This window comes from Pseudomonas sp. TH32, assembly GCF_016650855.1.
In the GTDB taxonomy this organism is placed as follows: Bacteria; Pseudomonadota; Gammaproteobacteria; order Pseudomonadales; family Pseudomonadaceae; genus Aquipseudomonas.
In genome coordinates, this window is sequence record NZ_JAEKFA010000001.1 from 15,506 (window position 1) to 40,331 (window position 24,826).

Here is a 24,826-nt window from a genome sequence, read left to right on the forward strand (position 1 = left end):
CAGGAATAGCCTACCGATACAACGTTCAGCCCGTAGTTGAGTATATCCAGTGATCGGTAAATCACATCCCACTCGTGCTTTTTTCCGAGCAGTGCGTAGTTGAATCAAATACCCTCAATAATGTGCTTGATTCTGAATAACTCATTGTTCGATACCACACCCAATTTGCGAAATGCCGCGGCTTTTTGTGAGCTGATAGTCTTGATGCTACGACTAAATTTTTCGGCGATTTCCGTAATGGTCATGCCCGCCAGGTAACAACGGATCACGTCCTGCTCACGTGCTGAAAGGCTCACAAAACGCAAAGCTTCATCCCGGTTACTTTCTTCACCGTGACTATTCACGGCCGTGGCTTCCGCTACCCGATAAGCCATGTCGGGACTCAGGTAGACCTCGCCCGATGCCACCAACCGGACAGCGCTGATCAACTGATTGATGTCTTCACTCTTACCCAGAAAGCCGCGCGCGCCGACACGCAAGGCGAGAATCACAGTCGCAGCGTCGTGGTGGGTGGAAAATATCAGGAGGCGGCACTGCGGGTGCTTTACCCTCAATGCACGAATCAACAAGATGCCGTCTAACTCACTCGGCCCGAGCACAAAATCCAGCAACAATACCTCCGCCGGCGCCACCGCAAGCCCAGCCATGGCGTCACGGCTGCGGGCATAGACACCGACCACTTCAAAATCAGGTTCCTGCTGCAATCGATTGACCAACCCATGTCGTACGATTGCATGATCATCCAGCAAAGCAATTTTCAAGCGTTTCATAAATCAGAAGGCACTCTTTATAACGAGCAAAAGGATGAGATATACAGTGCCCTCATCTTTAGTAAGTTCTCGTCATCTCAGACGAACCTATAAAATCAATGACATCCGTGCTATTGACCAATCGCACATAACTACACAAGCGAACGAAAAGAGCGGCAAATAACCCAGAAAGCCAGAGGCCATAAAAGCTAATGTGATCGCGCCAGAATAAACATCAGAAAACTCTTAAAAGCGGTCAGTGCTATAGATTATTTTCCCGTTGAATAACGAAACTCAAGAAAGCATCAATTTCCATCGGGCGTGCCAACGCGTAACCCTGCCCTACCCGGCAACCCAATCGGTACAACAGCGGAATAGTCGACTCATCCTCGATCCCTTCTGCCACCAAATTCAAACTGAGCAGGCGTGCCCAGTTGACGATTCCGGCGATGACTTTACGTGACGACGAATGCAGCTCCACACCACGGACGAACGACCCATCAATTTTCATCTCATCAAACGACAGGTTCGCCAACAGGTTCAACGTAGCGGCACCCGTACCAAAATCATCCATCGACACTTGGAAGCCCTTGGCTCGAATAGCCGTCAACGAGGCCGATAAGTAGAGTTCGTCGGGCTCGGGTACATCCTCGGTGAGTTCAATTTTGAGCAGTCGACTCGGCAGGTCAGCCTGACGCATACGTGCCGCCAGCCGGTCAGAAAAGTTAGGCGTACAAATGGTCTTTGCCGACGCATTCACCGCAATGGGAATCTCGATATTTTCGCGTTTTAGCGCAAGCATGACCTTGATCGTCCACATCTCCACCAGGCTGAAAAGCAGCAAGTCCAGGCCCAACCTGTTGACCAATGGCATCAATACAGAAGGCGGTATTTCCCCAAAACGTGGGTGCTTCCAACGCACCAGCGCCTCAGCCCCCACAACGCGTCGGCTCCGCAACTCAAATTGCGGCTGGAACACAAAGCGCAGGCCCTCCCCCGTCGTCAGCGCATTGATCACCTCATCTTCGGCCAACGAATCGAACGTATTCATTCGCAACGTGGCGTCCGGTTGCGCACGCGTCAGTACCGCCGCTCGCAAGGCGTCGCCCAGGGCCAGGGTGGCACCTTCGCGCAGGATTTCCACCGAAATGCCTGCCGTCCGTGCCAATCGGGCATGGGACTCCAAAGCACTGACGGCAACCCCACCCATGTACTTGATCCAGAGCGGACTGGTCGGCGTTTTGTGGCACAGCGAGTGCCCCCCTTCAACGACACTGGAGGGTGCATCCAAGGCAGCCTCCCCGGTCCAGAAGATACTGGGGAACTGGGTCAGTGTGCCCACCTCATGCATCCCCCTGAGGAGGCTCGGCAACATCAGCCCGTCGCCACACTCAGGACGGAGCTCACAGACAATAACGTCGACTGGATATTCGCCCAACCAGGCCTCAACGCCACTCAAGGATTCGAGGTTGACGATTGGAGTCACCCCCATTCCACTCAAGGCAGAAGCCAGCCGGTGTGCACATACAGCATCGGACGCCAACGTGATGACACGTAATGCGCTGAACTCGCTGGGCACGGCGGCATTCAAGATCATGATAAAAATTTCCTGAGACTGTTTCAGGAAAAAGCTTATCAGCGCAAAAAAGAAGCAAATAGGACTGGGACTAAAAGTACACCCGCGCAGCTCAGGACAACTGATGCCCCACCCAAGCGGGTGTTGGGTTTCCCACATAAAAGCGTCGTTCTAACACGCTGTCAGAAATAGGTAGCTACCGGTAATCCGTAGAGTGTTGAACCGGGCTTTGATTTTCCTCCCTGCATCTCCTTTCTCATCAGCTGACCTACTCGCCTACATCAGCGACAGACAGTTTCATTTCCGGGCACTTAATTGACCGCTTGGCTTTTTTGAATCTTCGGGGCAGCGTAGGTTGCTCATGGCGCCTCCTGATTCGCCTCAGTTAAGGCATGGAGGTGTCTACGGAATGAGGGGCGATTCACCCTCTACTGCAACCAAACCCATGCTGATTGCTTCCGTAGACCTTGGTAGCCGATTTGCAGAGGTAGCTAGCCCTTCTGAAAAGTGAACCAAGCCCATCGTCACCAAATCCTTTCGCAGATTTTTCTCTGGCTACTCGGTAGGTCGCGTTATCTGGAATCTCTACCAGCCCTACAACTAGATTGACTGGTATCCCCTGCGCGCTCGCCCACGCCTCGTTCAAGCGGCTGAACATGTTGGCTCGGTCTGAGGCGATTTTGCCTACTGTGTAAAAGGCGTCTCGATTTAGCAAGATCAGCAGATGGTAGTGCGGTCTTCCACGCCACCCTTGCTCTCGTGCCCAGACATATCGAACTTTGCAGCTATGAGCGTACTCGTATCGCCGTGAAGCCATTTCGCGGTGATGCTTGACCTTTGATTTGAATGAGGCAAAGAACCTGCTAATGACCTGGTTGGAATCCAAGTAACCGTCAAGTTCAATATCACAGGGAAGCCGTAGGTCCACCCTGAACGCCAGCACCCTGGGATATTGATCAAGAGCCAGATCAATGGTGCGTTTTAGATCAGCAAGGTATTCGCGGATGAATGGGCCTTTCTCCACCATCACTGGCAGCCCTTCGAAGGTGTCGTCGTAGTGGAAGTGAAGGTTTCGGTTATCGGGATGACGAAGCATGATTACTACTCTTGGAGTGGAGGTCATAACCTCTGCATCCTGAGTAGTTTTTAACCCTGCCTCCTTCCTGCCCCTGATGCATTCGCCTTCGAGGGATGCCCCTTCTGTACAGGTCTATAAAGCATATTACCCGCACCGAGAAAGTAACCTCAGAGAGCTGCGAAGGCACATCGCTGAAATCCCAACGATACGTTGAGTTTTTGATAATCCCTTCACTCTGGAAAAAAAGCATCCCCCATGCATGGACCTCCTCATACTGTCGCGGATCACGCTATCAGCAATAGTGATCAACTCAACTTCGACGTAGGCCATGAATCACTGAAGCGACCGCAATGACCCGCACGGCCTCCGGCATAAGCGCCATGGTCGGAGATGATCCGACCATGGCGCTTATGCCGGTTAGTCAACACCCTTCACGCAACAAATTATTCGGCCGTGTCGCGCTCTTCGATTCGAGCCAGAATCCACTCGTGTACCTCCTCCTCCACCCAACCAACGCTGCGCTCTCCCAGTGAAACCGGCTTGGGGAAGGCTCCATCGGCGATGTACTTATAGATGGTAGAGCGACCTAGACCGGTTGAGTCGATGACGTCTTTCAGGCGAATGATCCTCATGAACGGGACTCCTCTGTTCGTTCAGAGGATTGGCAAGGCCTGTAAAAAATGACCTACACCTTGCTCGGACACCGCTTGGGCCGGGTGAGTAGCCCGAAGTCATAGCGATTTCGTAAGTCAACTTCAGACTCCAAAGTCTCCGCCCGTCGCGTGACAACACCTTGACTCGACTCGTCCAGCCAAACAAACCCTTCCGCACCACTAGAAGTTGATCTCAGTACCATTGCAATAACCTTATAACCAAGGTCATCAGCAACAGGTAGCACGCTCATTTGGGCAGATTCAAACTGAAGAAAAGTCGCCTGACCAAATCTGCTACGGAACTCATGAGCTATCTCATGTGTGAGCGTGTAAAAGTGTTCGATTATCTCAACCCATTCGGCATCAAGCTTGGCTTGCTCTGCTGTAGCATTCTCGCCGATCAATTTTAGGACCGGCTTGCGAAAATCAAGCTTTATCATTTCGTAGAGCCTGTCATCCAACATGTAGGCGCCCGGCAAAAGAGCCCGCCAGTGATGGGAGAGCAAAAACGAGGCATACCGATACAGGATGATCTGGAGCACCGCATAAACACGCGGACGCTGCCCCACCAAAAAACGAGCGACGCTAATCGGTGTCACTGAATCGGGATGTCTAGCCCCTCGGGCATAATCTAGGACATCGGCTCTTAGCCAACCAACATGGGTAAAAGCTTTATCCTCAGGAATCCAGGCTTGATGCACTGTCACTGCATACTTTCCCTGAAGCCCAAAGCTGGGATGATTCAGATTTAGAAAATAGGTGCTGCTTATCTTCGACTTCGCAAAAATTGAGCTCGATATACCGGGTACATAACGACGGATCAACCCCAGATCCATCAGCCGCCGAAGGCGGTGCTTCAGACTTGCAGAGTCAAAGCCCGTTAATTTCCGTAATTCCGGTCCTCCGAGCCCACTGACTACTCCACACTGATCGGCACGAGCAAGCAAGGTAGCGAACAACAGCCGATTACAGGCACTCAGTCGCTTACAAGCTCCTGGAGGCGCGGGTTTACCAGTCTTGGTAATTTTCACTCTCTCTTTCACGGTGCGTGACTGAAGGCCAGGCACCTCTACCTCAATTTTCGCGTCAGAAAATATGCGTTCGAGCAGCGAGACGTGAATCTCATAAGCAGGCCCACTAGCTTTCAGCGCGTGTATCACCGCAGGTGAGAATACATACCTGATCGCAGGCCTGCCTTTACCCACCCGCATTAAGCTCTGTTGCACCATCATGCCTAATCGAACCAAATCCGCCAAAGCATCACTTACCAGCTTTTGAGAAAGCCGAAACTGCTGAGTAAGCGCCTCAATGCCATAGCCCTCATCATCGCCATCCCCGCAGGCTGCTCTAGCAACGAGCAGCTCAAAAAAGAACCTGGTCTCCGGCTTTGCACCCTTGAGACACTCCATAAACTCCTTGATAAAAATCCTCACGCCTTGGAGTCCCCTACAATAACCAGCAGTTTTTATACCCTATAATTAATCTCTAAATGAGACAATAACACAACGAATAACACTACCAATAACGCGACAATAACGCCACTGTCACGCTAGACTCATATGTTTGCGCTCGCAAGAAATCACGTAAGGCCGATGGAGACAAATAATGATCAACGACGGGAGTGAGATGAGATGGTTACGCAAAGCTGGTGATGAATGGCAGTGGGCACAGAAATACATCAGCAAGCATGCCGACGCCGCTATGCGCGGAGGCATAAGAAATGCCACCCAAACAATGAAAGAGGGCTACGAACAGGTAGCAGCAGCCATCACATACCTTGAGCAGTCAGCCGAGGGGTTGAAGCTTGTTACCCGATTGAAAAGCGCGCTGAGACAGCACCGCTATCGCTCACCAAGTCACGGCAGAAAGCCGTGTACCTTTTCGCTCCCAAACTCGACTAGAGCGAACCTTTCTCGTCGAGCCAAGGACAACAAGATCACAGAGACAGAAGCCATCATCACGCTCATCGACGACGCCGAGCGGGCTGTAAGAACGCACAGCGAGCGAGCAAAGACCCTAAAGGCGACTCTAGCATTCGAACGAAAGCGCTCAGAAGTCGCCATAGAGCTTCTCAGGACTCAACTTGAAGCAATCACAAGACACCTGGAGCGATCAACAGAGCTGCTTGTTATGTGGGAGCAAACCATGGAGTGCGAACAACCACCGTTTAGCGGTGATATGGAGAGCGTAAAGCGAGAGGTGGAAATGCGACTGAAGTACGTGAAGACCGTGAACACGATGGCTGCCTTGAGCAACGACCTGCCCAACAGAGAGACTGAGCTGCAATGAGTAGCACAGGAGCCGACAGGCATCAGCACCCTCCTTATGAACTCACGCGTACTTGAGAGCGCTATGGCAGTGCCAATGCAGTAATCGACACAAACGACGACATGGGAACCTAGCGCACTCTAGATCCGGAGCTATCCAACGGCGCAGATAACTTTCCAAAATCCACATGGGGGAACAAATGGGGGAACAGAAACCACAGAATGCAAAAAGGCCCCGTAAAACGGGGCCTTTAGCTTAAATAATGGCGGAGAGATAGGGATTCGAACCCTAGGTACCGGTGAAGGTACAACGGATTTCGAATCCGTCCCATTCGGCCACTCTGGCATCTCTCCAACGGCGCGCATCATAACAGCCTGTTTCGTGGAAGCAAAGCGCCTAAGCGATTTTTTTCCGTGCTATCAGATGCTTGCGTCGATTACAGCGGTACGCCAAGACGGTTGGCGACTTCTTCGTAGGCTTCGATGACGTCACCGAGGCCCTGGCGGAAGCGATCTTTGTCCATCTTCTTGCGGGTGTCTTTGTCCCACAGGCGGCAGCCATCCGGGCTGAATTCGTCGCCCAGGACGATGGAGCCGTCGTGGAAAACACCAAACTCCAGTTTGAAGTCCACCAGCAGCAGGCCGGCGTCGTCGAACAGTTTGCTCAGGACGTCGTTGACCTTCAGCGACAGTTCTTTCATGCGAGCCAGTTGCTCAGCGGTGCCCCAACCGAATGCCACCACGTGGGATTCGTTGATGAACGGGTCGCCCTTGGCGTCGTCCTTCAGGAACAGTTCGAAGGTGTAAGGATTGAGCTTGAGGCCCTCCTCCACGCCCAGACGCTTCACCAGGCTGCCGGCAGCGTAGTTACGCACGACGCACTCGACCGGGATCATGTCGAGTTTTTTCACCAGGCATTCGTTGTCGCCCAGCAGTTTGTCGAATTGGGTCGGAATGCCGGCCGCCTCGAGTTTCTGCATGATGAAGGCGTTGAACTTGTTGTTCACCATGCCTTTGCGGTCGAGCTGTTCGATGCGCTTGCCGTCGAACGCCGAGGTGTCGTTGCGAAACAGCAGGATCAAGCGGTTGGCGTCGTCGGTCTTGTAAACCGATTTGGCTTTGCCGCGGTAGAGTTCTTCACGTTTTTCCATGATGGGCTCCGCTTGCTAAGTAGGTGGGCTAGGCGATGTGTCGCCAGTCGAGCCCTGAATCTTGATCGGCCAGTTGCAGCCAGTCCGGGTCGCACCCAAGGGTGTCGACAAAACATTGCCGGGCCAGCTGCGGCAGGTTGTTCTTGCTGCTCAGGTGGGCCAGGACCAGGTGTTGCAGGTCTTGCCAGCCCAACTCATACACCAGGTACGCCGCCTGGTGGTTGTTCAAATGTCCAAACTGCCCGCCGACCCGTCGCTTGAGAAAGGCCGGGTAGTGACCCCGCGCAAGCAGGTCACGGCAGTGGTTGGACTCGATCATCAATGCATCGAGGTCGCGGTAACCGTCCAGCACCTTGGCGCAGTAGGAACCCAGGTCGGTGAGCAGGCCGAAGCGCCGTTCACCGTCACTGAATACGTATTGCGTCGGTTCCTGGGCATCGTGGGCCACGGCAACTACATCGATGCTCAAGGCACCGACCTGCAATTGCTCGCCACCAGCCAGCAAACCCGCGGGTTCAATCGGTTTGCGCATCCCGCGCAAGGTACCGCGGCTCAGGTACACCGGAAGATTGTAGCGCCGAGACAGCAAACCCACGCCATGCACGTGGTCGGCATGTTCGTGGGTCACCAGAATCGCACTCAGCTGCGAGGGGTGAACCCCCAGGCGCAGCAGGCGCCGCTCGGTTTCCCGCAGGGAGAAACCACAATCCACCAGGACGTACGTGTCGTCGTGGGCTACAAGCGTGCCATTCCCTTGGCTACCGCTGCCGAGAACGGCAAAACGCATCGGATCAGCCCAGGTTGTCCTGAATCACGCCCAACACTTTGCGCGCCACATCAGCCGGCGCCACAGTATTGATGTTTTTCTCGACGGTGACTTGCACGCTGTCGCCAACCTTGCTCAAACGAACCTGGTAACGCTCGGCGCGGGTCTCGATCTCTTCCTTGGTCGGCTTGCTGCCGAACAACTTGCTGAAGAAACCTGGCTCGTCGTCTTTCTTCTCGGCTTTTTCGGCCAGGTTGATGTAGTACAGGCCCAGGCTGCGGTTGATATCTTCAACGCGCCATTCGCCGTGTTCCAGCGCGCGGCCGACACTCGACCAGGCACGGTCCAGGTCTTCACCCAGGTTGAGCACTACGTTGCCGCTGCCGTCTTCGCTGAGGCTGACTCGGCTTGGTGTGTCAAAGCTGCCGGCGGCGAGCAGGGAGACGGAACCGCCCTTCTCGGAGATACGGCTCATGCTGGCGAGCATTTCGTCGACCAGGGCAGCGTCCACGCCGGTGTTGACCGAGCGCGGGGTGAAGTCGACGTTGGCGGTGCTGCCGGCAGGACGCTCGGCGCTGACCACGTAGACTTCACTGGTGTTGCGTTGCACGCCTGGCTCGATACGCACGCGGATGCGGGCTTCGCTGTCATTGGCTACGCCGCCGGCTTGCAGGCGCTTGGCCATGGAGGCCGACAGTTCGCTGGTGTGCTGCCACGCGGTGGTGAATTCACCGGTCTGCGGGCGTTGCTCGTCAATGCGGAAACCGTTGTCCTGGAAGAACTGCACGGCCACCGGCCAGACTTCGGCAGGTGGGCGCTGAGCCATGACCCAACGGGTGTCGCCGCTCTTCTGCAGGCTGTAGTCGCTGGCATCGGCCACGGCCGACAGCGGCTGTGGACGCGGCACTTCGTATTCACCCTTGAAGGTGTCGTCGGCTACGTTGCGCGGGATCGGCAGCAACGGGTCAAGGCGCTTGGCGACATTGACGTCCGACGGCAATTTCATCGGGGCGGTTTGTTGGGCTTCCAGGTAATCGCTACCGCGGTCGCGGAAGTAGCCTTCCGGGCCCCAGATCCAACCGCAGCCACTGGTGCTGGAGATAATCAAGGCAAGTGCGGAAAGTCCGGCCAATCGCTTCATGCGTAGTGCTTCCTCAATTAAACCAGGACGCCGGACTGGCGCAGGGCCTGTCGCAGCGGTTCGTGACAGGCTTCGCTGAGCCAGGTGAGCGGCAGACGGATACCGTCCGGCATCAGGCCCATCTCATGCAGCGCCCATTTCACGGGGATAGGGTTGGATTCGATAAACAGGGTTTTGTTGAGCGGTGCCAATTGCTCGTGGATCGCCCGGGCCTTGACCGCATCACCGGCAATGGCAGCGGCACACAGCTCGCTCATGGCGCGCGGTGCGACGTTGGCAGTCACCGAGATGTTGCCTTTGCCGCCCAGCAGGATCAGTTCGACAGCAGTGGCGTCGTCACCGGAATACACCAGGAAGTCGCTGCTGACGCCGGCCAGGATGTCCTTGGCGCGTTGCAGGTCACCGGTGGCTTCCTTGATACCAATGATGTTCGGTACGGTGGACAGGCGGATCACGGTCTCGGCTTTCATGTCGCAAGCGGTGCGACCGGGCACGTTGTAGAGGATCTGCGGGATGTCGACCGCTTCGGCAATGGCGCGGAAGTGCAGGTACAGGCCTTCCTGGGTCGGCTTGTTGTAGTACGGCGTCACCAGCAGGCAGGCATCGGCGCCGGCTTTCTTGGCGTTGCGGGTCAATTCGATCGCTTCGCGGGTCGAATTGGCGCCCGTGCCGGCGATCACAGCGATACGCCCTGCAACGCGCTTGACCACGAACTCGATCACTTCGATGTGTTCTTCCACATCAAGTGTGGCCGATTCACCTGTGGTGCCGACCGCCACGATGGCGTTGGTGCCCTCTTGCAGGTGGAAGTCCACCAGTTTGCCCAGGCTGTCCCAGTCGAGATTACCTTGTGCATCCATGGGTGTGACCAGTGCCACCATACTGCCCGCAATCATGCAACCGCTCCTGCCGGAAAAAGAGAGCGGTAATGGTACTGGCGCCAAGATGCTTGTACAAGCGAAGTACAGTCTGAGGATGCGTTCTGGATCAACTTAGTTCGCAGCAACGCCATCATTGGGCCAAAGCGGGGTTTGATGAAGCTGATTACGTAATGAAAACGCCACCTCCTAGCCCTTGGCGATGGTTTTCGCTACCCTTCATCCTTTGATTGATACCGCTTTCATCGTATCGACCGCTCATCGCTTTAGGAAGGCTGCATGTCCACCCCCACAGTCCGCGAACAATTCCTTGTCATCAGTGCCCTTGGCGCCAACCCCATGGAGCTGACTAACGTCCTGTGCCGCGCCAGCCATGAAAACCGCTGCGCCGTCGTGACCTCCCGCCTGACCCGCCATGGCGAGTGCAGCGCGCTGGTCCTGCAGATTTCCGGAACCTGGGATGCCCTGGCCCGCCTCGAGACCGGCTTGCCGGGCTTGGCCAAGAAGCATGACTTCACGGTCAACGTGGTGCGCAGTGCGGCCCTGGAGAACCGTCCCCAGGCCCTGCCCTACGTTGCCTATGTCAGCTCGGCCTACCGCTCGGACATCGTCAACGAGCTGTGCCAGTTCTTTATCGACCACAACGTCGAGCTGGAAAACCTGACCTGCGACACCTATCAGGCCCCGCAGACCGGCGGCACCATGCTCAACGCCACCTTTACCGTGACCTTGCCGGCCGGCGTGCAGATCAGTTGGCTGCGCGACCAGTTCCTGGATTTCGCCGATGCCCTGAACCTCGACGCACTGATCGAGCCATGGCGCCCACAGAACCCAATGTAAGGAAGTTTTCATGGCTGTAGTCATCGACAAACCGGTAGCCGACTTCGAAGCCCAGGCAACCAGCGGGCAGACCTTCAGCCTCGCCGGGCTCAAGGGCAAGCAAGTGGTGACCTACTTCTACCCGAAAGACAGCACCCCGGGCTGCACCACCGAAGGCCAGGGCTTTCGTGACCAGCACGCAGCGTTCGAGGCCGCCAACACCGTGGTGTTTGGCGTGTCCCGGGACAGCGTGAAGTCCCACGAGAACTTCAAGGCCAAGCAGGCATTCCCCTTTGAGCTGATCAGCGACAAGGACGAAGCGGTTTGCCAGCTGTTTGATGTGATCAAGCTGAAGAAGCTGTATGGCAAGGAATACCTGGGCGTTGATCGCAGCACCTTCCTGATCGACAAGGATGGCGTGCTGCGCCAGGAATGGCGTGGTGTGAAAGTGCCCGGCCATGTGGACGCTGTATTAGCAGCGGCGCAAGCGCTGAACAAGGCTTGATTCACTTGCTGGCGTTGGAATAGCTATCGCAGGCAAGACAGCTCCCACATGTGATCGTCGTTCGACATCACAACTCAGTCAAATGTGGGAGCCGGGCTTGCCCGCGATGAGGTCTGCACCGGCACCACAGATATCAGAGTAATGGCGCGACAACGGGCTCCTGCCGGGGCCAGGCATCCAGCACCGCCTTGAACAGCGTCGCCAGGGGAATCGCAAAGAATACCCCCCAGAAGCCCCACAACCCGCCAAACAACAACACCGCACAGATGATCGCCACCGGATGCAGGTTCACCGCCTCGGAGAACAGCAATGGCACCAGCACGTTGCCATCCAGCACCTGGATAATGCCGTAGACCGCCATGAGGTAGATGAACTGATCACTCCAGCCCCACTGGAACAGCGCGATCAGCATCACCGGCACCGTCACCACCACCGCGCCAACATAGGGCACGACCACTGAAACGCCGACCAGCAAAGCCAGCAGGGCTGCATAGTTCAGCCCCAGTGCGACAAAGCCGATGTAGGTGACCCCACCGCAGATGAAGATCTCGATGACCTTGCCACGGATGTAGTTGGCAATCTGCCGGTTCATTTCCTCGGCGACCCGGGTAATCAGCGCCCGTTCACGCGGCAGGTAGCCACGCACCCAACGACCGATCATCTCGCGGTCCTTGAGGAAGAAAAACACCAGGATCGGCACCAACACCAGGTAGATCATGATGTTGACCAACAGCGGCAAGCTCGAAAGGGAAAAGGTCAGCGCCCACTGTCCGAACTTTCCGATTTCGCCGCGCGCCACTTCAATCGCCTGCAATACCTGCTCGTCCGACACCAGGTGCGGATAGCGCTCGGGCAACAGCAAGAGCAGCGACTGCCACTTGGCGAGCATGCCCGGCAGCTCGTTGAACAAGGTGATCAACTGATGCCACAGCAACGGCACCACGATCACGATAAACACCAGCAACAGGCCCATGAACAAAGCAAACACCAGGCCCACCGCTGCCCCGCCCGGCAAGCGCAGACGCTCCAGAATGGAGACCAGGCCTTGCATCAGGTACGCCAGCACCATCCCCGCCAGTACCGGCGCCAACATGCCGCCCAAGGTGAGCACGGCCGTAAAGGCGAGAAACAGCAGGACGGCCAGCACCACGGCTTCTTCGTCGGAGAAGTAGCGCTGAATCCAGTCACGTAACACTTTGAACATCAATAAACCTCAGGCGATAAGGACAGCACGTTCAAGCGATTCAGGCCTTGCGCAACCAGTAACGATAGACGCCCGCTTCGTCTTCTTCATGCAACAGGGTGTGGCCGGCCAGCTTGGCAAATGTACGGAAATCCCGCTGGGAACCCGCGTCTGTGGCGATCACCTTGAGCACCGCGCCGCTGGCCAGCCGATTGAGTTCCAGCTTGGCCTTGAGCAAGGGCAGCGGACAGTTAAGGCCACTGGCATCCAGTTCGGCATCGAAGGCTACAGCGTCGGTCATGGTTTTGCTCCGGGTGGGCGTCGGGGGCGCTTAGAATATCTGGTCCGAAGCTCAGTGTCCGGCTACAGTAAGCTCTTTGTCGAAAGGCTTTGTGCATGACTTTTTTGCGCCCTACCCTGCTGACGCTGGCTTGCCTGCTTGCCTCTCCAGGCTTCGCCGACGACCTGCCGTCACTTGGCGACGCCAGTTCTGCCATTGTCTCGCCAAAACAGGAATACGATTTGGGTCGGGCATGGCTCGCCTACCTGCGTGGCCAGGTCTCGCAACTCAACGACCCGCAACTCAAGGATTACGTCGAAACCAGCGTTTACAAACTGGTGGAGACCAGCCAGGTCAATGACCGGCGCCTGGAATTCATTCTGATCAACAGCCCGCAACTGAATGCCTTTGCCGCACCAGGCGGCATCGTCGGGGTCAACGGCGGCCTGTTTCTCAATGCCCAGACCGAAGGCGAATATGCCTCTGTACTGGCTCACGAACTGGCTCACTTGTCCCAACGCCACTTCGCCCGGGGCGTGGAAGCGCAGCAACGCATGCAAATCCCGATGATGGCTGCGCTGCTCGGCGGCATCATTGCCGCTGCCGCGGGTGCAGGCGATGCGGGCATTGCCGCGATTGCCGGCAGCCAGGCCGCCGCAATCCAGGAACAACGTCGCTTTTCCCGGCAAAACGAGCAAGAGGCTGACCGTATCGGCATCCTCAACCTGGAGAAGGCCGGCTACGACCCGCGCTCCATGCCGACCATGTTTGAGCGCTTGATGCGCCAATACCGCTTTGACGCCAAGCCGCCAGAATTCCTGCTGACTCACCCGGTCACCGAATCGCGGATCGCAGACACCCGCAACCGCGCGGAGCAAGCCAAGCCGGGCGGTATTGAGGACAGCCTGCGCTACCAACTGATCCGCGCTCGTGTGCAGTTGTATTACGAAGACACTCCGGGCCTGGCAGCCAAACGCTTCCAGGCTCAGCTGGATGAAAACCCGAAAAACGATGTGGCGCGTTATGGCCTCGCCATCGCCCAGATCAAAGGTGCGCAATTCAACCTGGCCCGGGAAAACCTGAAGCCGCTGCTGGCCAAGGCGCCCAACGACATCACCTACAACCTGGCGCAGATCGAGTTGGACATGAGCAACAATCGCCTGCCGGATGCCCAGCAGCGTACGGACCGGATGTTGACGCAATATCCAGGCAACTACCCGCTGAATCAGGTTCGGGTGGATCTGCTGCTCAAGCAAAGCCGCACCGCTGACGCGGAAAAAGCCCTCGAAGGCCTGCTTAAATCACGCACCGACGATCCGGACGTCTGGTATCAGGTCGCGGAAACCCGGGGTTTGTCGGGCAATATCATCGGCCTGCATCAGGCCCGCGCCGAGTACTTCGCGCTGGTAGGGGACTTCAAGCAGGCCATTCAACAACTGGACTTCGCCAAGCGTCGCGCCGGCAGCAACTTCCCGCTTTCGTCACGTATCGATGCACGCCAACGTGAACTGATCGATCAGGAACGCATGATCAAAGACATGATGGGCTAAACCTTACAGCCACAAAAAAGCCCCGCTCTCGTGCATCAAGAGCGGGGCTTTTTATTGGACTAGCGGATTACTCGGCCAGTTTGAAGGTAATGAAGCTGGCGCGACCCTGACGCAGGACACGCATCGACACCGAGCGGTTCTTCGGCAGCGCCTTGGCGATGTCGGTGAACTCTTTGGTGGAGTTGATGGCCTGGTTGTTCAGGTGAGTAATGACATCACCCGGCTGCAGGCCGATCAGGGAGGCAGGACCGTCCTGGACTTCCTTGATCACTACGCCACTCTTGAGGTCGAAGCTTTTCTTCTGCTCATCGGTCAACTCGACCACGGCGATGCCCAGGCGGTTGCTGCTGCGCTCTGCACCCGGCTTGCTGTTACCCAGCGCATCAAGTGCCGCGCCTTCTTCCGGGATCGCACCTACGGTCAGCTCAACGTTCTGGCGCTTGCCGTCGCGAATCACTTCCAGCTTGGCCTTGCTGCCGGCCTTGAGCGCGCCCACCAGGTGCGGCAAGTCTGCAGACATGACAATCGGCTGGCCGTTCATGCTCAGAATCACGTCACCGACTTGCAAGCCGCCTTTGGCAGCCGGGCCATCGTCCTGAATCTGCGCGACCAGGGCACCGGCCGGCTTGTCGAGACCGAAGGATTCAGCCAGGTCCTTGTTCACTTCCTGGATCACCACACCCAGCCAGCCGCGGCTGACTTTGCCACCGGTTTTCAGCTGGTTGGAAACGTCCATGGCCACGTCGATTGGAATCGCAAAGGACACGCCCATGAAACCACCGGAACGGGTGTAGATCTGCGAGTTGATGCCGACCACTTCGCCCGCCAGGTTGAACAGTGGGCCACCGGAGTTACCCGGGTTGATTGGCACGTCGGTCTGGATGAACGGCACGTAGTTTTCGTTTGGCAGGCTGCGACCGATGGCGCTGACGATGCCTTGGGTCACGGTATGGTCAAAACCAAACGGCGAACCGATGGCGACTACCCATTGCCCGGCTTTCAGGTCCTGGGATTTGCCCAGCTTGAGCACCGGCAGGTCCTTGCCTTCGATTTTCAGCAGGGCCACGTCGGAACGTGGGTCGGTGCCCACCAGCTTGGCTTTCAGCTCGCTGCGGTCAGCCAGGCGCACGAGAATCTCGTCAGCGTCGGCAATCACGTGGTTGTTGGTCAGGATGTAGCCGTCAGGCGAGATGATGAAACCCGAACCCAGGGACTGGGCCTCGCGCTGGCCACCACCACCGCCACGCGGCGTACGCGGCTGGGGCATGCCACGCTCGAAGAACTCCCGCAGCATCGGCGGCAGGCCTTCCAGGTCGGGCATCTGCTGGTTGGAAACTTTGCGATCCGGCAGCTTCTGCGTAGTACTGATGTTCACCACGGCAGGCGACGCCTGCTCCACCAATTGGGTGAAGTCAGGCAGCTCGGCCGCTTGCGCGGTAACGGCCTGACCCAGCACCAGCACCGTGGCGACTATGGATAGGTAAGACTTCAAACGTGGTATCGACATACAGCTCCCGTTACGACGAGCAGGGTTGAGCGACAGGGTTCAATAAACGCCGAAAAAACTGCGACCGACATTTTTGTTCCGCGAACAAAACAAGGCCAGGGCCGGCAGGCACTGACCTATAAAAAACATAGGGGATTTTAGCAAGTGAAAAAAATGATCCAGACATTTCATGCTCTCGACAGAGGCAGGCATCGACTTTCTCCTGCGCAACATTGAAATATCAGGATGAACATAGGATTAACAACTCACGGCTTGGCGGGCGTGGTGCCGCTGCGTACAGACAGCGCAATCCGTTCGGCGGTGCCAATCGGGATTTCACCGACGACAGTCACCATCACCTCGCCTTCCAGGGTATTGAGACGCCGTGATACAGCGACGGTCGGGCCCAGCTGGGTTCGAGTCTCGGTCACGGTCGCACCGTTGAGCGGCTCCAAAAACACGGAGAAACGTGCCAGGCCATCGTCATACATCAAACTGCTGACGATTACCTTGGTATGGGGATCTTTATGGGCGCTGCTGTTGACCAACTGGAAGCCTGGCGGCAGCCAATCGAGGCGCCAATCCTGAGGAACTTCGACCTCCGGGGCCTTGGCGCTGGTTACAGCCACAGGCGTACATTCGCCACTGGACTGCAGGTCACGATCATCAGGCACCGACGTATTGAGCTGGGTGAACTGGAATCGCTCCAGCAACTGGCCCTGGTCGTTAAGCAATAACGACTTCAGTGGCAGCGCGGTTTCGCGGTCCAGGTGCAGCTCAAAGCCATAACGGTATTGATCCCGGGGAGTCACAGAGACAATCACCGCATTTCGACCCGCCACGCGCGATTTGCCGATAACGGCAAGCTCGTAGAAAGCTTTGAGTTTTTGCGGATCAAGGGTGCGTGAAGGAGAATCGGGGGAGCCCCCAAGCCCGGCAACCAGTGTGCCACTCACGCATTGGGTACGGCCATCGACGCGCAGGACTTCCTGGGCAGAACCATCGAGCTGCAAAAGCCGCTCACGGACCTGACCGTTCTGGACGCGATGCCAGATGTCGTGGGTAGAAAAACTACCGTTACGCTCGTAGATGAAGGTGCCCTGAAAGCTTTGTTGCTGCTCCGCCCGCCCAAGACGCGTAAGCCAGTCTTGGGCTTCGTCGGCATGGGCGGGGACTGCAAACCAGCCACTGAGCAACAACGCAAGGAGCGGTATGGCGCGCATAAAGCTCCTTGGCGGTCTAGCGGTTTTCCAGGCTTGCAGCGCGAGCGTATGGCAGAGCGCTTTCAGTGCCCTTCAAGGCCGATTCCTGTGCGTGTTGGCGCAGGTAGCCTGGAAGACGCTGGTCCTGCCAGCCGGATTGCCCTTGAAGTACACCGTTGGCCATAGGCCCGGTGGCATCGGAGCTTTCCTTGTAGCCGGCCAGTACGGCTGGACCCTTGACCTGCGGACCGGCCATGACCGGTTGCTGGGTTTGTTGGGCCAGTTCGGCACCGGCGATTTCGTCCTGGTTGTACAGGCGAACACCTGCCAACACAGCAACGGTCACCGAAGCAGCGACTGCCAAACGACCCAGGCTACGCCAAGGACCGCGAGCAGCTTTTGCCGGAACGGCTTCATCAGCCAGCGCAGCAGAAACGGCCGCAGCAATATCCAGACGAGGGATTAGAAGATCCTTGTGCATCACCGCCCGAGCGACTTGGTAACGAGACCAGGTATCACGGGTTTCGGCGTCATCAAATGCATTAAGCACTCGACGAAGTTCCAGTTCATCCGCTTCGTTATCCATCACTGCGGACAGCGATTCCTGCAGGGCATCACGACTCATGGCGGTTCCTCTCTTGGCTGTCGCCGCTGTCTCAGTTTTCCTGCAACAACGGCTGCAGGGCTTTATCGATGGCTTCCCGAGCCCGGAAAATCCGGGAACGTACGGTACCCACCGGACATTGCATGACGGCCGCAATGTCCTCGTAACTCAGACCATCGAATTCACGTAAAGTTAACGCCGTACGTAAATCTTCTGGTAGTTGCTGAATTGTTCGATGGACGGTTCCCTCGATCTCGTCGCGCAGCAATGCACGCTCCGGCGACTCGAGATCCTTGAGGCCGTGATCACCATCATAAAATTCAGCATCTTCCGAACTAACATCACTATCCGGTGGGCGGCGACCGCGAGAAACCAGATAGTTCTTCGCCGTGTTGATGGCGATGCGGTAAAGCCACGTGTAAAACGCACTATCACCGCGAAAATTACCGAGTGCACGGTAAGCCTTGATAAAGGCTTCCTGTGCAACGTCCTGCGCTTCATGGGTGTCGTGCACAAACCGCACGATCAACCCGAGAATTTTGTGCTGGTATTTCAGCACTAGCAGATCAAATGCCCGCTTGTCGCCGCGTTGAACGCGCTCGACCAGCTGCTGATCCTCTTCCTGGGTTAGCATGAACACTCCTCGTTGTACTTGAAGGAGGCTTGCATAACTAATCGATCAGGCTTGCAAACATAGACTCGGACTTTTCGCAAAAGTTCTCCCCCTCCAAGCAAGTTTCCGGTGCGCACTGATTTGGCACACACGAAAAACGCAGCGCGGGCGATGCCGGCTGCGCGAATAATCTGTCGCCAGTTTCCTGACGCGCCTGACAGAGACGCCGATCAGTAAATCCAGCGTGTTCCCAGCTTTCGGGCATCCTGCTATTGAGTCGGGGCTTATGCAAAAAGTTCCCATCCCAATAGCTGTCGCCCTCATGAAAGCCGTGCAGTTCGTTGACCGTAGTCTCACAATGCCACGAATGCCCGGCTATTGTGCCGCTCCCCCCCTCTATATACTAGTGGGCCGTGTGACCCTTTGATTCGCCGATCCAGGCGTCCTGTTTGCGCCCCCTTCGGATCGCTTTTTGCGGAATCCTTCAAATGAGCCAACAGTTTCAACACGATGTCCTGGTGATTGGCAGCGGCGCCGCAGGCTTGAGCCTTGCGCTGACTCTGCCGAGCAATCTGCGCATAGCCGTACTGAGCAAGGGCGACCTGGCCAATGGCTCGACATTCTGGGCCCAGGGCGGTGTCGCCGCGGTACTGGATGACACCGACACCGTACAATCCCACGTCGAAGACACCCTGAATGCGGGCGGCGGCCTGTGCAACGAAGAGGCAGTGCGCTTCACTGTAGAGCACAGCCGCGAAGCCATCCAATGGTTGATCGACCAGGGCGTGCCGTTCACCCGCGATGAACATTCCGGTACCGACGACGGCGGCTTCGAGTTCCACCTGACCCGCGAAGGCGGCCATAGCCATCGGCGCATCATCCATGCCGCCGACGCCACCGGCGCCGCGATTTTCAAGACCTTGCTCGACCAGGCCCGGCAGCGCCCGAACATTGAACTGCTGGAACAACGGGTCGCCGTCGACCTGATCACCGAAAAACGCCTGGGCCTGTCGGGCGAACGCTGCCTCGGCGCCTACGTACTCAACCGCGCCAGTGGTGAAGTCGACACCTACGGCGCGCGCTTCACGATTCTCGCCTCGGGCGGCGCGGCGAAGGTCTACCTCTATACCAGCAACCCCGACGGCGCCTGCGGTGATGGTATCGCCATGGCCTGGCGTTCGGGCTGCCGGGTGGCGAACCTGGAGTTCAATCAGTTCCACCCCACGTGCCTTTATCACCCGCAGGCCAAGAGTTTCCTGATCACCGAGGCCCTGCGCGGCGAAGGTGCACACCTGAAGCTGCCCAACGGCGAACGCTTCATGCAGCGCTTCGACCCCAGGGCCGAACTGGCCCCGCGAGACATCGTCGCCCGGGCCATCGACCATGAAATGAAGCGCCTGGGCATCGACTGCGTCTACCTGGACATCAGCCACAAGCCCGAAGCCTTCATCAAGACCCACTTCCCGACGGTCTACGAGCGCTGCCTGGCGTTCAACATCGACATCACCAAAGGCCCGATCCCGGTCGTACCGGCGGCGCACTACACCTGCGGCGGCGTGATGGTCGACCAGCACGGCCGCACCGATGTGCCAGGCCTGTACGCCATCGGCGAAACCAGCTTCACCGGCCTGCACGGTGCCAACCGCATGGCCAGTAACTCGCTGCTGGAATGCTTCGTGTACGCCCGCTCCGCCGCCGCCGACATCATGGAACAACTGCCGCGCATCCCGGTGCCGGCCGCCCTGCCCCGCTGGGACGCCAGCCAGGTGACCGACTCGGACGAAGACGTGATCATCGCCCACAACTGGGACGAGCTGCGGCGCTTCATGTGGGACTACGTGGGAATCGTGCGCACCAACAAGCGCCTGGCACGGGCGCAACACCGGGTTCGACTGCTGCTGGATGAGATCGACGAGTTCTACAGCAACTACCGAGTAAGCAGAGACCTGATTGAATTGAGGAACCTTGCTCAAGTAGCGGAACTGATGATCAGGTCTGCCATGGAACGTAAGGAATCTCGGGGTCTGCACTACACGCTGGACTATCCAGGGATGCTGCCAGAGGCGAAGGATACGATCCTTACACCGACCTAATGAGGCACGTTAAGAGACCTTAGCGTAGCACCATTGGACCCCGTTTTGTAACAGCTTTGGCGCACATTTGTCCCACCGCTGGGGTCCTTATCGCCTGCCCGCAAGGGTCCTTATCGTGCGCCTATGCGAGCGTGCGAGGGCCTACGGGGGTAAGCGCGCAAGAGCTTTGTTGAAGGTGACCTAAGAAACGTTTTTGCCATTTTCTTAAAGGCCCCTTGAGGTCAGCCATCCAGACCCAACGGAACTGACGTGGCCCTCAGGGCGCGCTTAGAAGAACAGGATTGATGTATAGGAAAGCCCGTGCGAGGGCCTTTGTGTCGGGATGCTGCTTTGATCGTGGCCCTCGACTGTCACCCCTCCCAAGAATCAAGGAGAGTACAGCCACCACAACTGTAACCGCTAAGGCACCATGACCAGGGCCTTTAACACAGCGGTAAACTCAGGGAGGGACAGTCGAGGGCCACGATCAAAGCAGCATAGAGGGAGGGGTGTTTGTTGATAACAACCCCTGTCAACCAGTAGACATCAGATGCCCTCATGTGTGCCTTACGGGTCCACTGAGCTCTTCATGAGGTCACCCTGATATATGCCTTAAAGAATGATCATTAAGGGACCAGGGAGGGGCTCCCCTGAATCGCCCCGGATTCTCTAGACACCTTGCAAGCTCATTGCGTAACGTTTTTCAAACTCTACCGGTGACAGCTGATTGTTGAAACCATGCCGGCGTTTTGCGTTGTAGAACATCTCGATGTAATCGAACACATCACTACGAGCATCTTCGCGCGTGGAATAGATTTTCCGCTTGATCCGTTCCCGTTTTAGAAGCTGGAAAAAGCTCTCAGCCACGGCGTTGTCATGACAATTGCCTCGGCGACTCATGCTGGCAACCAAATTGTTCGCCTTCAAAAAGCTGCGCCAATCGGAGCTGCTGTACTGGCTGCCTTGGTCGGAATGAACCATCACCTCTTGCTTCGGTTTACGCCTCCAAACCGCCATCAATAACGCATCAATGGCCAAATCACTGGTCATCTGCGACTTCATTGACCAGCCAACGACCTGACGAGAAAACAGATCCAGCACCACTGCCAAATACAGCCAGCCTTCATACGTACGAATGTAAGTGATGTCGGTGACCCAAACTTTGTTGGGTTCTACGACATCAAACTGGCGCTTCAGTAAATTGGGTGAGGCGACCGCTGGCTTACCGCCGTACTTTCCAGGGCGACGTCGATACCCTGTCTGAGAGCGCAGCCCTTCAAGACGCATCAGCCTCGCCACACGATGGCGACCACAATCCTCACCGACTTCGCGCAGATCGTCATGGACTTTGCGATAGCCATAAACGCCGCCGCTCTCCAGCCAGGAATGCTTGATCAAACCCAGCAGTCGCTGGTCGTCTTTGGCGCGTACAGATTGCGGCTCAGACAGCCAGGCGTAATAACCGCTGGGATGGACTTTCAGCGTCAGGCAAAGCCGTCGAATGGAATAGTCGCCCGCTCGCTGCTTTATAAAGGCGTACTTCAACCGCACTCCTTGGCAAAGTACGCGGCGGCCTTTTTTAAGATGTCTCGCTCTTCGGTGACCCGCTTGAGTTCGGCTCGCAGACGACGCAGTTCAGCGTGCTGATCATCGTCTTGCTTCCGTTCTCCTTGAGGTTTGCTGTAGCGCTTTATCCAGGCATAGAGGCTATGCGACGACACGCCAAGACGCGCCGCCACATCAGCGACAGGCAGCTTCTTTTCGGTCACTTGATTGACCGCTTGGATTTTGAATTCTTCGGGGTAACGCGGGTTGCTCATGGCACCTCCTAATTGACCTCAGTTTAAGGCAAAGAGGTGTCTACGAAACCCGGGGCGATTCACCGTCCCGCTTAATGAAGGCCTTAAGTAGGGCCGCAGTCATGGCGTTGAGACGCTCTGAGCTATGGTCCTTGAGCAGGGAGAACGACTTGCAAGGGTAGACCTGGGAGAGGCCATCGCCTGGGCTATAGCAGCCAATGACGCGACCCACGGCTGATACGCTCATGCCCACAGGTAGGAAGGTCTTACGGCCACGCTTGCCGGTGTGGCGACTATTGAGTGCGCCTGACAGTAGCTCCAGGTTCCCGATCAGGTTGTTAGCTGGGTTGAGGTCAATGTGATTCACCAGCAGACCAGCCGGGATAGGGCCGTTGACCATCTCCCATATGAGGCGGTGGCATGAGACCAGCTTAGAGCCGGCCACACTTGCCAGTAACCGTGGGTGTCACGGCGACCAGCGCGAAGGTCAGCACGGCGACCGGTGCCGGATGTCTTCCAGCTAAACCCTGAAGGACTCATAGGGTCGATGTACAAGTGTTCCAGGGCGAAGGCTACAGGTGTGGTGTATTGGGGTTGTGCGGTCATGGTTATAGTTCTCCTTTGAGTGTCTCCTTGAGGGTGGCCGGTGGTGTGGCCTATTGGTGTGCCGTACTGGAACCTTGATGGTCCCTAAGCGCGACTTGTGCAACCGTGGTCGGTAGACCCAGGCTCTGTAACCCTTGAGGGTCCCTGAGTGGTCTGTCTTATAAAATGGGGAAAGGAACAGTGAGACCGATTGAGCATCAGTCCTCTTAAAGGAACCTTAGGGATAGGGATTGCTTATCAGCAAATAATCCCAATCACATAGGGTCTCAGAGAGCTTAGAGGTGGTCTCTATACACTCCATCGGTAACCATGAAGGTTGTGCGTTAGGTCTTCTTTATCTTGTGTCCGTATTAACTGGCGAACGCATCAACTCCCAGGGCTAAGCGCAGTTGCTGCAAGGACTTCAGGCAGACAGCGCACAGGGATTCAGGCTCAGAGGCTGTCCGTACTGAGTCCATATCGCCCATCGCCACACGCAGCCATTGAGGCCGGGACCGCATGAGGTATTGCATGGCAACGTAAAGTGCAGCCAGATACCGCCGCGCCGTCCTTGAGGACGCTCCCAGGTGTTCCCCGATGGTCTCAGCGCTCAGGTCCTCAAGCGTTTCAAGGAGGTCATAGAGAACCTTGACGGGTAGCTGCTTGGTCCCGCCATGATCCAGACGAGCAACGCCCACAAGGACATCCTCTGACCATGGCTCATAGCGGTCCTGAAAATCGAGGTGACCATAGAAAGGGTTCTCAATGATCAAGGGTACGGGCCCACGGCGGCGCACAGCAGGGACCTTAATAAGGGCCTTGAGGTAGTCCGTGGAGTCCTTCGGCTCATGCAACAGGGCAGCGGTACGGGCATTGCGCCACGCATCTTTAGGCAGCAGGTCATAAGGCTCATAGCCTCGATAATCGGTTAGCTCAGCGTGTAGGCGTTGGTAGCCTGCATAGGTGTCACTTTGATAGATTTTTTGCGGGGTCATGGCGGTCCTCCTTGGCGGCGTCCTCAGTGAGGTTTTCTGTGATGGTGTGTGCTTCCTGTATATGTGAGGGTTTTAAAGCCACGTCACAGCGAGAGCCCCAGCCGGGAAGGGCCAGGGCAGCATTTGAGGCATGACTGAGACGTGACCAGAAAGGAAGGGATGCGACGTGGTGTGTTGTACTGTGGTGAAACTGGTGAAGTGGTCCGGTTATTGTGGGTGGTTTTAAATTGCCGCCCCTTGAGGAACTCCTTGAGCCTGCTCTTTATGGCCCTGGCCGTAACCTTGCGAGCATCTCCAGGTCGAGCGTATGACCCAGGCCTATCGACAACTCAACTGGGCGCCAATGCTGTCCTCAGACCATGGCTCATAGCGGTCCTGAAAATCGAGGTGACCATAGAAAGGGTTCTCAATGAGTATCGGCACCGTTCCTCGCTCGGGTTTCTCAGGGACAAGGCAAAGGTCTGTCAGGTAGTCGGCCCGGTCGAAGTCATCGGCCAGGGTGTGGAGTAGAACGGTTGCGAGGTGGGTCATCGTGGTGGTCTCCTATAGCTCTCCTTATCGACGGGCAGCGTTGAGCCTCCCGTGCTGTAGGGTGATTGGTGATGTCCTCTTGTGGGTGAGGGGTTTTAATCCGAGGTGTCAATTGGTAGCCATAGTGAGGGTTTCTACGGTCACCTCTAAGCAGTCATCGGAGGAAACTGTTCGTATCTTCCCGCGTAGGTGAAGTTTCGAGTTGGGGTATCTGCCAAAAACCTGCTAATCGCTCATACAGGCACCACCCAAGGCAAACATTGCGGCTCACCGCATGACTAAAAGATAGGCTTTGGTTCAGCGATACGTATGATCTCGATAACCCGTGTCAACGAGCGGGTAA

The 24,826-nt window shown here is 56.7% G+C and carries 23 protein-coding genes and 1 tRNA gene; 5 read left to right on the forward strand and 19 right to left on the reverse strand.

Going from position 1 to position 24,826, the window contains the following annotated elements:
• Nucleotides 1–104: 104 nt before the first annotated feature.
• From JFV30_RS00075 to JFV30_RS00095, 5 genes are all read right to left on the reverse strand, one after another.
• Nucleotides 105–770, reverse strand: a complete 666-nt coding sequence (locus tag JFV30_RS00075) for a response regulator transcription factor (protein ID WP_201121459.1) — start codon at nucleotides 768–770, stop codon at nucleotides 105–107.
• Nucleotides 771–1,011: 241 nt separating this feature from the next.
• On the reverse strand, nucleotides 1,012–2,484 hold the full coding sequence (locus JFV30_RS00080; RefSeq protein WP_201121460.1) for an EAL domain-containing protein: 1,473 nt from the start codon (nucleotides 2,482–2,484) through the stop codon (nucleotides 1,012–1,014).
• Nucleotides 2,485–2,746: 262 nt separating this feature from the next.
• On the reverse strand, nucleotides 2,747–3,421 hold the full coding sequence (locus tag JFV30_RS00085; RefSeq protein WP_201121461.1) for an inovirus Gp2 family protein: 675 nt from the start codon (nucleotides 3,419–3,421) through the stop codon (nucleotides 2,747–2,749).
• A gap of 425 nt (nucleotides 3,422–3,846) precedes the next feature.
• The gene (locus JFV30_RS00090) at nucleotides 3,847–4,035 is read right to left on the reverse strand and encodes a helix-turn-helix transcriptional regulator (RefSeq protein WP_201121462.1); all 189 of its coding nucleotides are present in this window, start codon (nucleotides 4,033–4,035) and stop codon (nucleotides 3,847–3,849) included.
• A 53-nt stretch (nucleotides 4,036–4,088) separates the two neighbouring features.
• Nucleotides 4,089–5,489, reverse strand: a complete 1,401-nt coding sequence (locus JFV30_RS00095) for a hypothetical protein (protein ID WP_201121463.1) — start codon at nucleotides 5,487–5,489, stop codon at nucleotides 4,089–4,091.
• Nucleotides 5,490–5,661: 172 nt separating this feature from the next.
• On the opposite strand from JFV30_RS00095, the gene JFV30_RS00100 reads away from it, so the two are divergent.
• A complete protein-coding gene (locus JFV30_RS00100; RefSeq protein WP_201121464.1) occupies nucleotides 5,662–6,345 on the forward strand; it encodes a hypothetical protein in 684 nt (227 codons plus the stop codon).
• Between the two features lie 242 nt (nucleotides 6,346–6,587).
• On the opposite strand, the gene JFV30_RS00105 is transcribed toward JFV30_RS00100, so the two are convergent.
• The 5 genes from JFV30_RS00105 to dapA form a co-directional block, all read right to left on the reverse strand.
• A tRNA-Ser gene (locus tag JFV30_RS00105) sits at nucleotides 6,588–6,677 on the reverse strand.
• A gap of 83 nt (nucleotides 6,678–6,760) precedes the next feature.
• Nucleotides 6,761–7,474, reverse strand: a complete 714-nt coding sequence (purC, locus tag JFV30_RS00110) for a phosphoribosylaminoimidazolesuccinocarboxamide synthase (protein WP_003211975.1) — start codon at nucleotides 7,472–7,474, stop codon at nucleotides 6,761–6,763.
• 28 nt (nucleotides 7,475–7,502) lie between these two features.
• Nucleotides 7,503–8,261, reverse strand: a complete 759-nt coding sequence (locus tag JFV30_RS00115) for an MBL fold metallo-hydrolase (RefSeq protein WP_010176582.1) — start codon at nucleotides 8,259–8,261, stop codon at nucleotides 7,503–7,505.
• Nucleotides 8,262–8,265: 4 nt separating this feature from the next.
• Nucleotides 8,266–9,381 (reverse strand): outer membrane protein assembly factor BamC, encoded by a 1,116-nt coding sequence (gene bamC / locus JFV30_RS00120; RefSeq protein ID WP_010176583.1) that lies wholly within the window; start codon nucleotides 9,379–9,381, stop codon nucleotides 8,266–8,268.
• Nucleotides 9,382–9,398: 17 nt separating this feature from the next.
• Nucleotides 9,399–10,277, reverse strand: a complete 879-nt coding sequence (gene dapA, locus JFV30_RS00125; RefSeq protein WP_010176584.1) for a 4-hydroxy-tetrahydrodipicolinate synthase — start codon at nucleotides 10,275–10,277, stop codon at nucleotides 9,399–9,401.
• Nucleotides 10,278–10,538: 261 nt separating this feature from the next.
• Here dapA and JFV30_RS00130 point away from each other — a divergent pair, with 261 nt between their 5' ends.
• Nucleotides 10,539–11,099, forward strand: coding sequence for a glycine cleavage system protein R (locus JFV30_RS00130; RefSeq protein ID WP_003172487.1), 561 nt, complete (start codon nucleotides 10,539–10,541; stop codon nucleotides 11,097–11,099).
• A gap of 10 nt (nucleotides 11,100–11,109) precedes the next feature.
• Nucleotides 11,110–11,583: a peroxiredoxin gene (locus JFV30_RS00135; RefSeq protein WP_201121465.1), complete on the forward strand. Its 474-nt coding sequence runs from the start codon at nucleotides 11,110–11,112 to the stop codon at nucleotides 11,581–11,583.
• A gap of 133 nt (nucleotides 11,584–11,716) precedes the next feature.
• Here JFV30_RS00135 and JFV30_RS00140 read toward each other — a convergent pair whose 3' ends face one another.
• Nucleotides 11,717–12,787 carry an AI-2E family transporter gene (locus tag JFV30_RS00140; RefSeq protein ID WP_003211986.1) on the reverse strand — a complete coding sequence of 357 codons (1,071 nt, stop codon included), beginning with the start codon at nucleotides 12,785–12,787 and terminating at the stop codon, nucleotides 11,717–11,719.
• Nucleotides 12,788–12,827: 40 nt separating this feature from the next.
• Entirely contained in the window at nucleotides 12,828–13,067 is a 240-nt protein-coding gene (locus JFV30_RS00145) for a sulfurtransferase TusA family protein (RefSeq protein WP_003211989.1), read from the reverse strand.
• Nucleotides 13,068–13,162: 95 nt separating this feature from the next.
• On the opposite strand from JFV30_RS00145, the gene JFV30_RS00150 reads away from it, so the two are divergent.
• On the forward strand, nucleotides 13,163–14,596 hold the full coding sequence (locus JFV30_RS00150) for a M48 family metalloprotease (RefSeq protein WP_010176586.1): 1,434 nt from the start codon (nucleotides 13,163–13,165) through the stop codon (nucleotides 14,594–14,596).
• Between the two features lie 67 nt (nucleotides 14,597–14,663).
• Here JFV30_RS00150 and JFV30_RS00155 read toward each other — a convergent pair whose 3' ends face one another.
• The 4 genes from JFV30_RS00155 to rpoE form a co-directional block, all read right to left on the reverse strand.
• Complete coding sequence (locus JFV30_RS00155; RefSeq protein WP_003211993.1) at nucleotides 14,664–16,103, reverse strand: DegQ family serine endoprotease; 1,440 nt, start codon at nucleotides 16,101–16,103, stop codon at nucleotides 14,664–14,666.
• Between the two features lie 245 nt (nucleotides 16,104–16,348).
• Nucleotides 16,349–17,305 carry a MucB/RseB C-terminal domain-containing protein gene (locus JFV30_RS00160; protein WP_201121466.1) on the reverse strand — a complete coding sequence of 319 codons (957 nt, stop codon included), beginning with the start codon at nucleotides 17,303–17,305 and terminating at the stop codon, nucleotides 16,349–16,351.
• A 16-nt stretch (nucleotides 17,306–17,321) separates the two neighbouring features.
• Entirely contained in the window at nucleotides 17,322–17,909 is a 588-nt protein-coding gene (locus JFV30_RS00165; protein WP_034096393.1) for a sigma-E factor negative regulatory protein, read from the reverse strand.
• A 31-nt stretch (nucleotides 17,910–17,940) separates the two neighbouring features.
• Complete coding sequence (rpoE, locus tag JFV30_RS00170) at nucleotides 17,941–18,522, reverse strand: RNA polymerase sigma factor RpoE (protein WP_007944079.1); 582 nt, start codon at nucleotides 18,520–18,522, stop codon at nucleotides 17,941–17,943.
• Between the two features lie 467 nt (nucleotides 18,523–18,989).
• Here rpoE and nadB point away from each other — a divergent pair, with 467 nt between their 5' ends.
• Nucleotides 18,990–20,594, forward strand: a complete 1,605-nt coding sequence (nadB, locus tag JFV30_RS00175; protein ID WP_201121467.1) for an L-aspartate oxidase — start codon at nucleotides 18,990–18,992, stop codon at nucleotides 20,592–20,594.
• A 648-nt stretch (nucleotides 20,595–21,242) separates the two neighbouring features.
• Here nadB and JFV30_RS00180 read toward each other — a convergent pair.
• The 3 genes from JFV30_RS00180 to JFV30_RS00190 all read right to left on the reverse strand — a co-directional run bounded on the left by JFV30_RS00180 (nucleotide 21,243) and on the right by JFV30_RS00190 (nucleotide 23,952).
• Nucleotides 21,243–22,393, reverse strand: a protein-coding gene (locus tag JFV30_RS00180; RefSeq protein WP_201121468.1) for an IS3 family transposase whose coding sequence is annotated in 2 segments (ribosomal slippage) — nucleotides 21,243–22,159 and nucleotides 22,159–22,393 — 1,152 coding nt in all. Because the reading frame shifts where the segments join, the coding sequence is not laid out codon by codon here.
• A 40-nt stretch (nucleotides 22,394–22,433) separates the two neighbouring features.
• Complete coding sequence (locus JFV30_RS33545) at nucleotides 22,434–22,817, reverse strand: HNH endonuclease signature motif containing protein (RefSeq protein ID WP_446739844.1); 384 nt, start codon at nucleotides 22,815–22,817, stop codon at nucleotides 22,434–22,436.
• Between the two features lie 511 nt (nucleotides 22,818–23,328).
• Nucleotides 23,329–23,952, reverse strand: coding sequence for a hypothetical protein (locus JFV30_RS00190; RefSeq protein WP_201121470.1), 624 nt, complete (start codon nucleotides 23,950–23,952; stop codon nucleotides 23,329–23,331).
• Nucleotides 23,953–24,826: the final 874 nt, after the last annotated feature.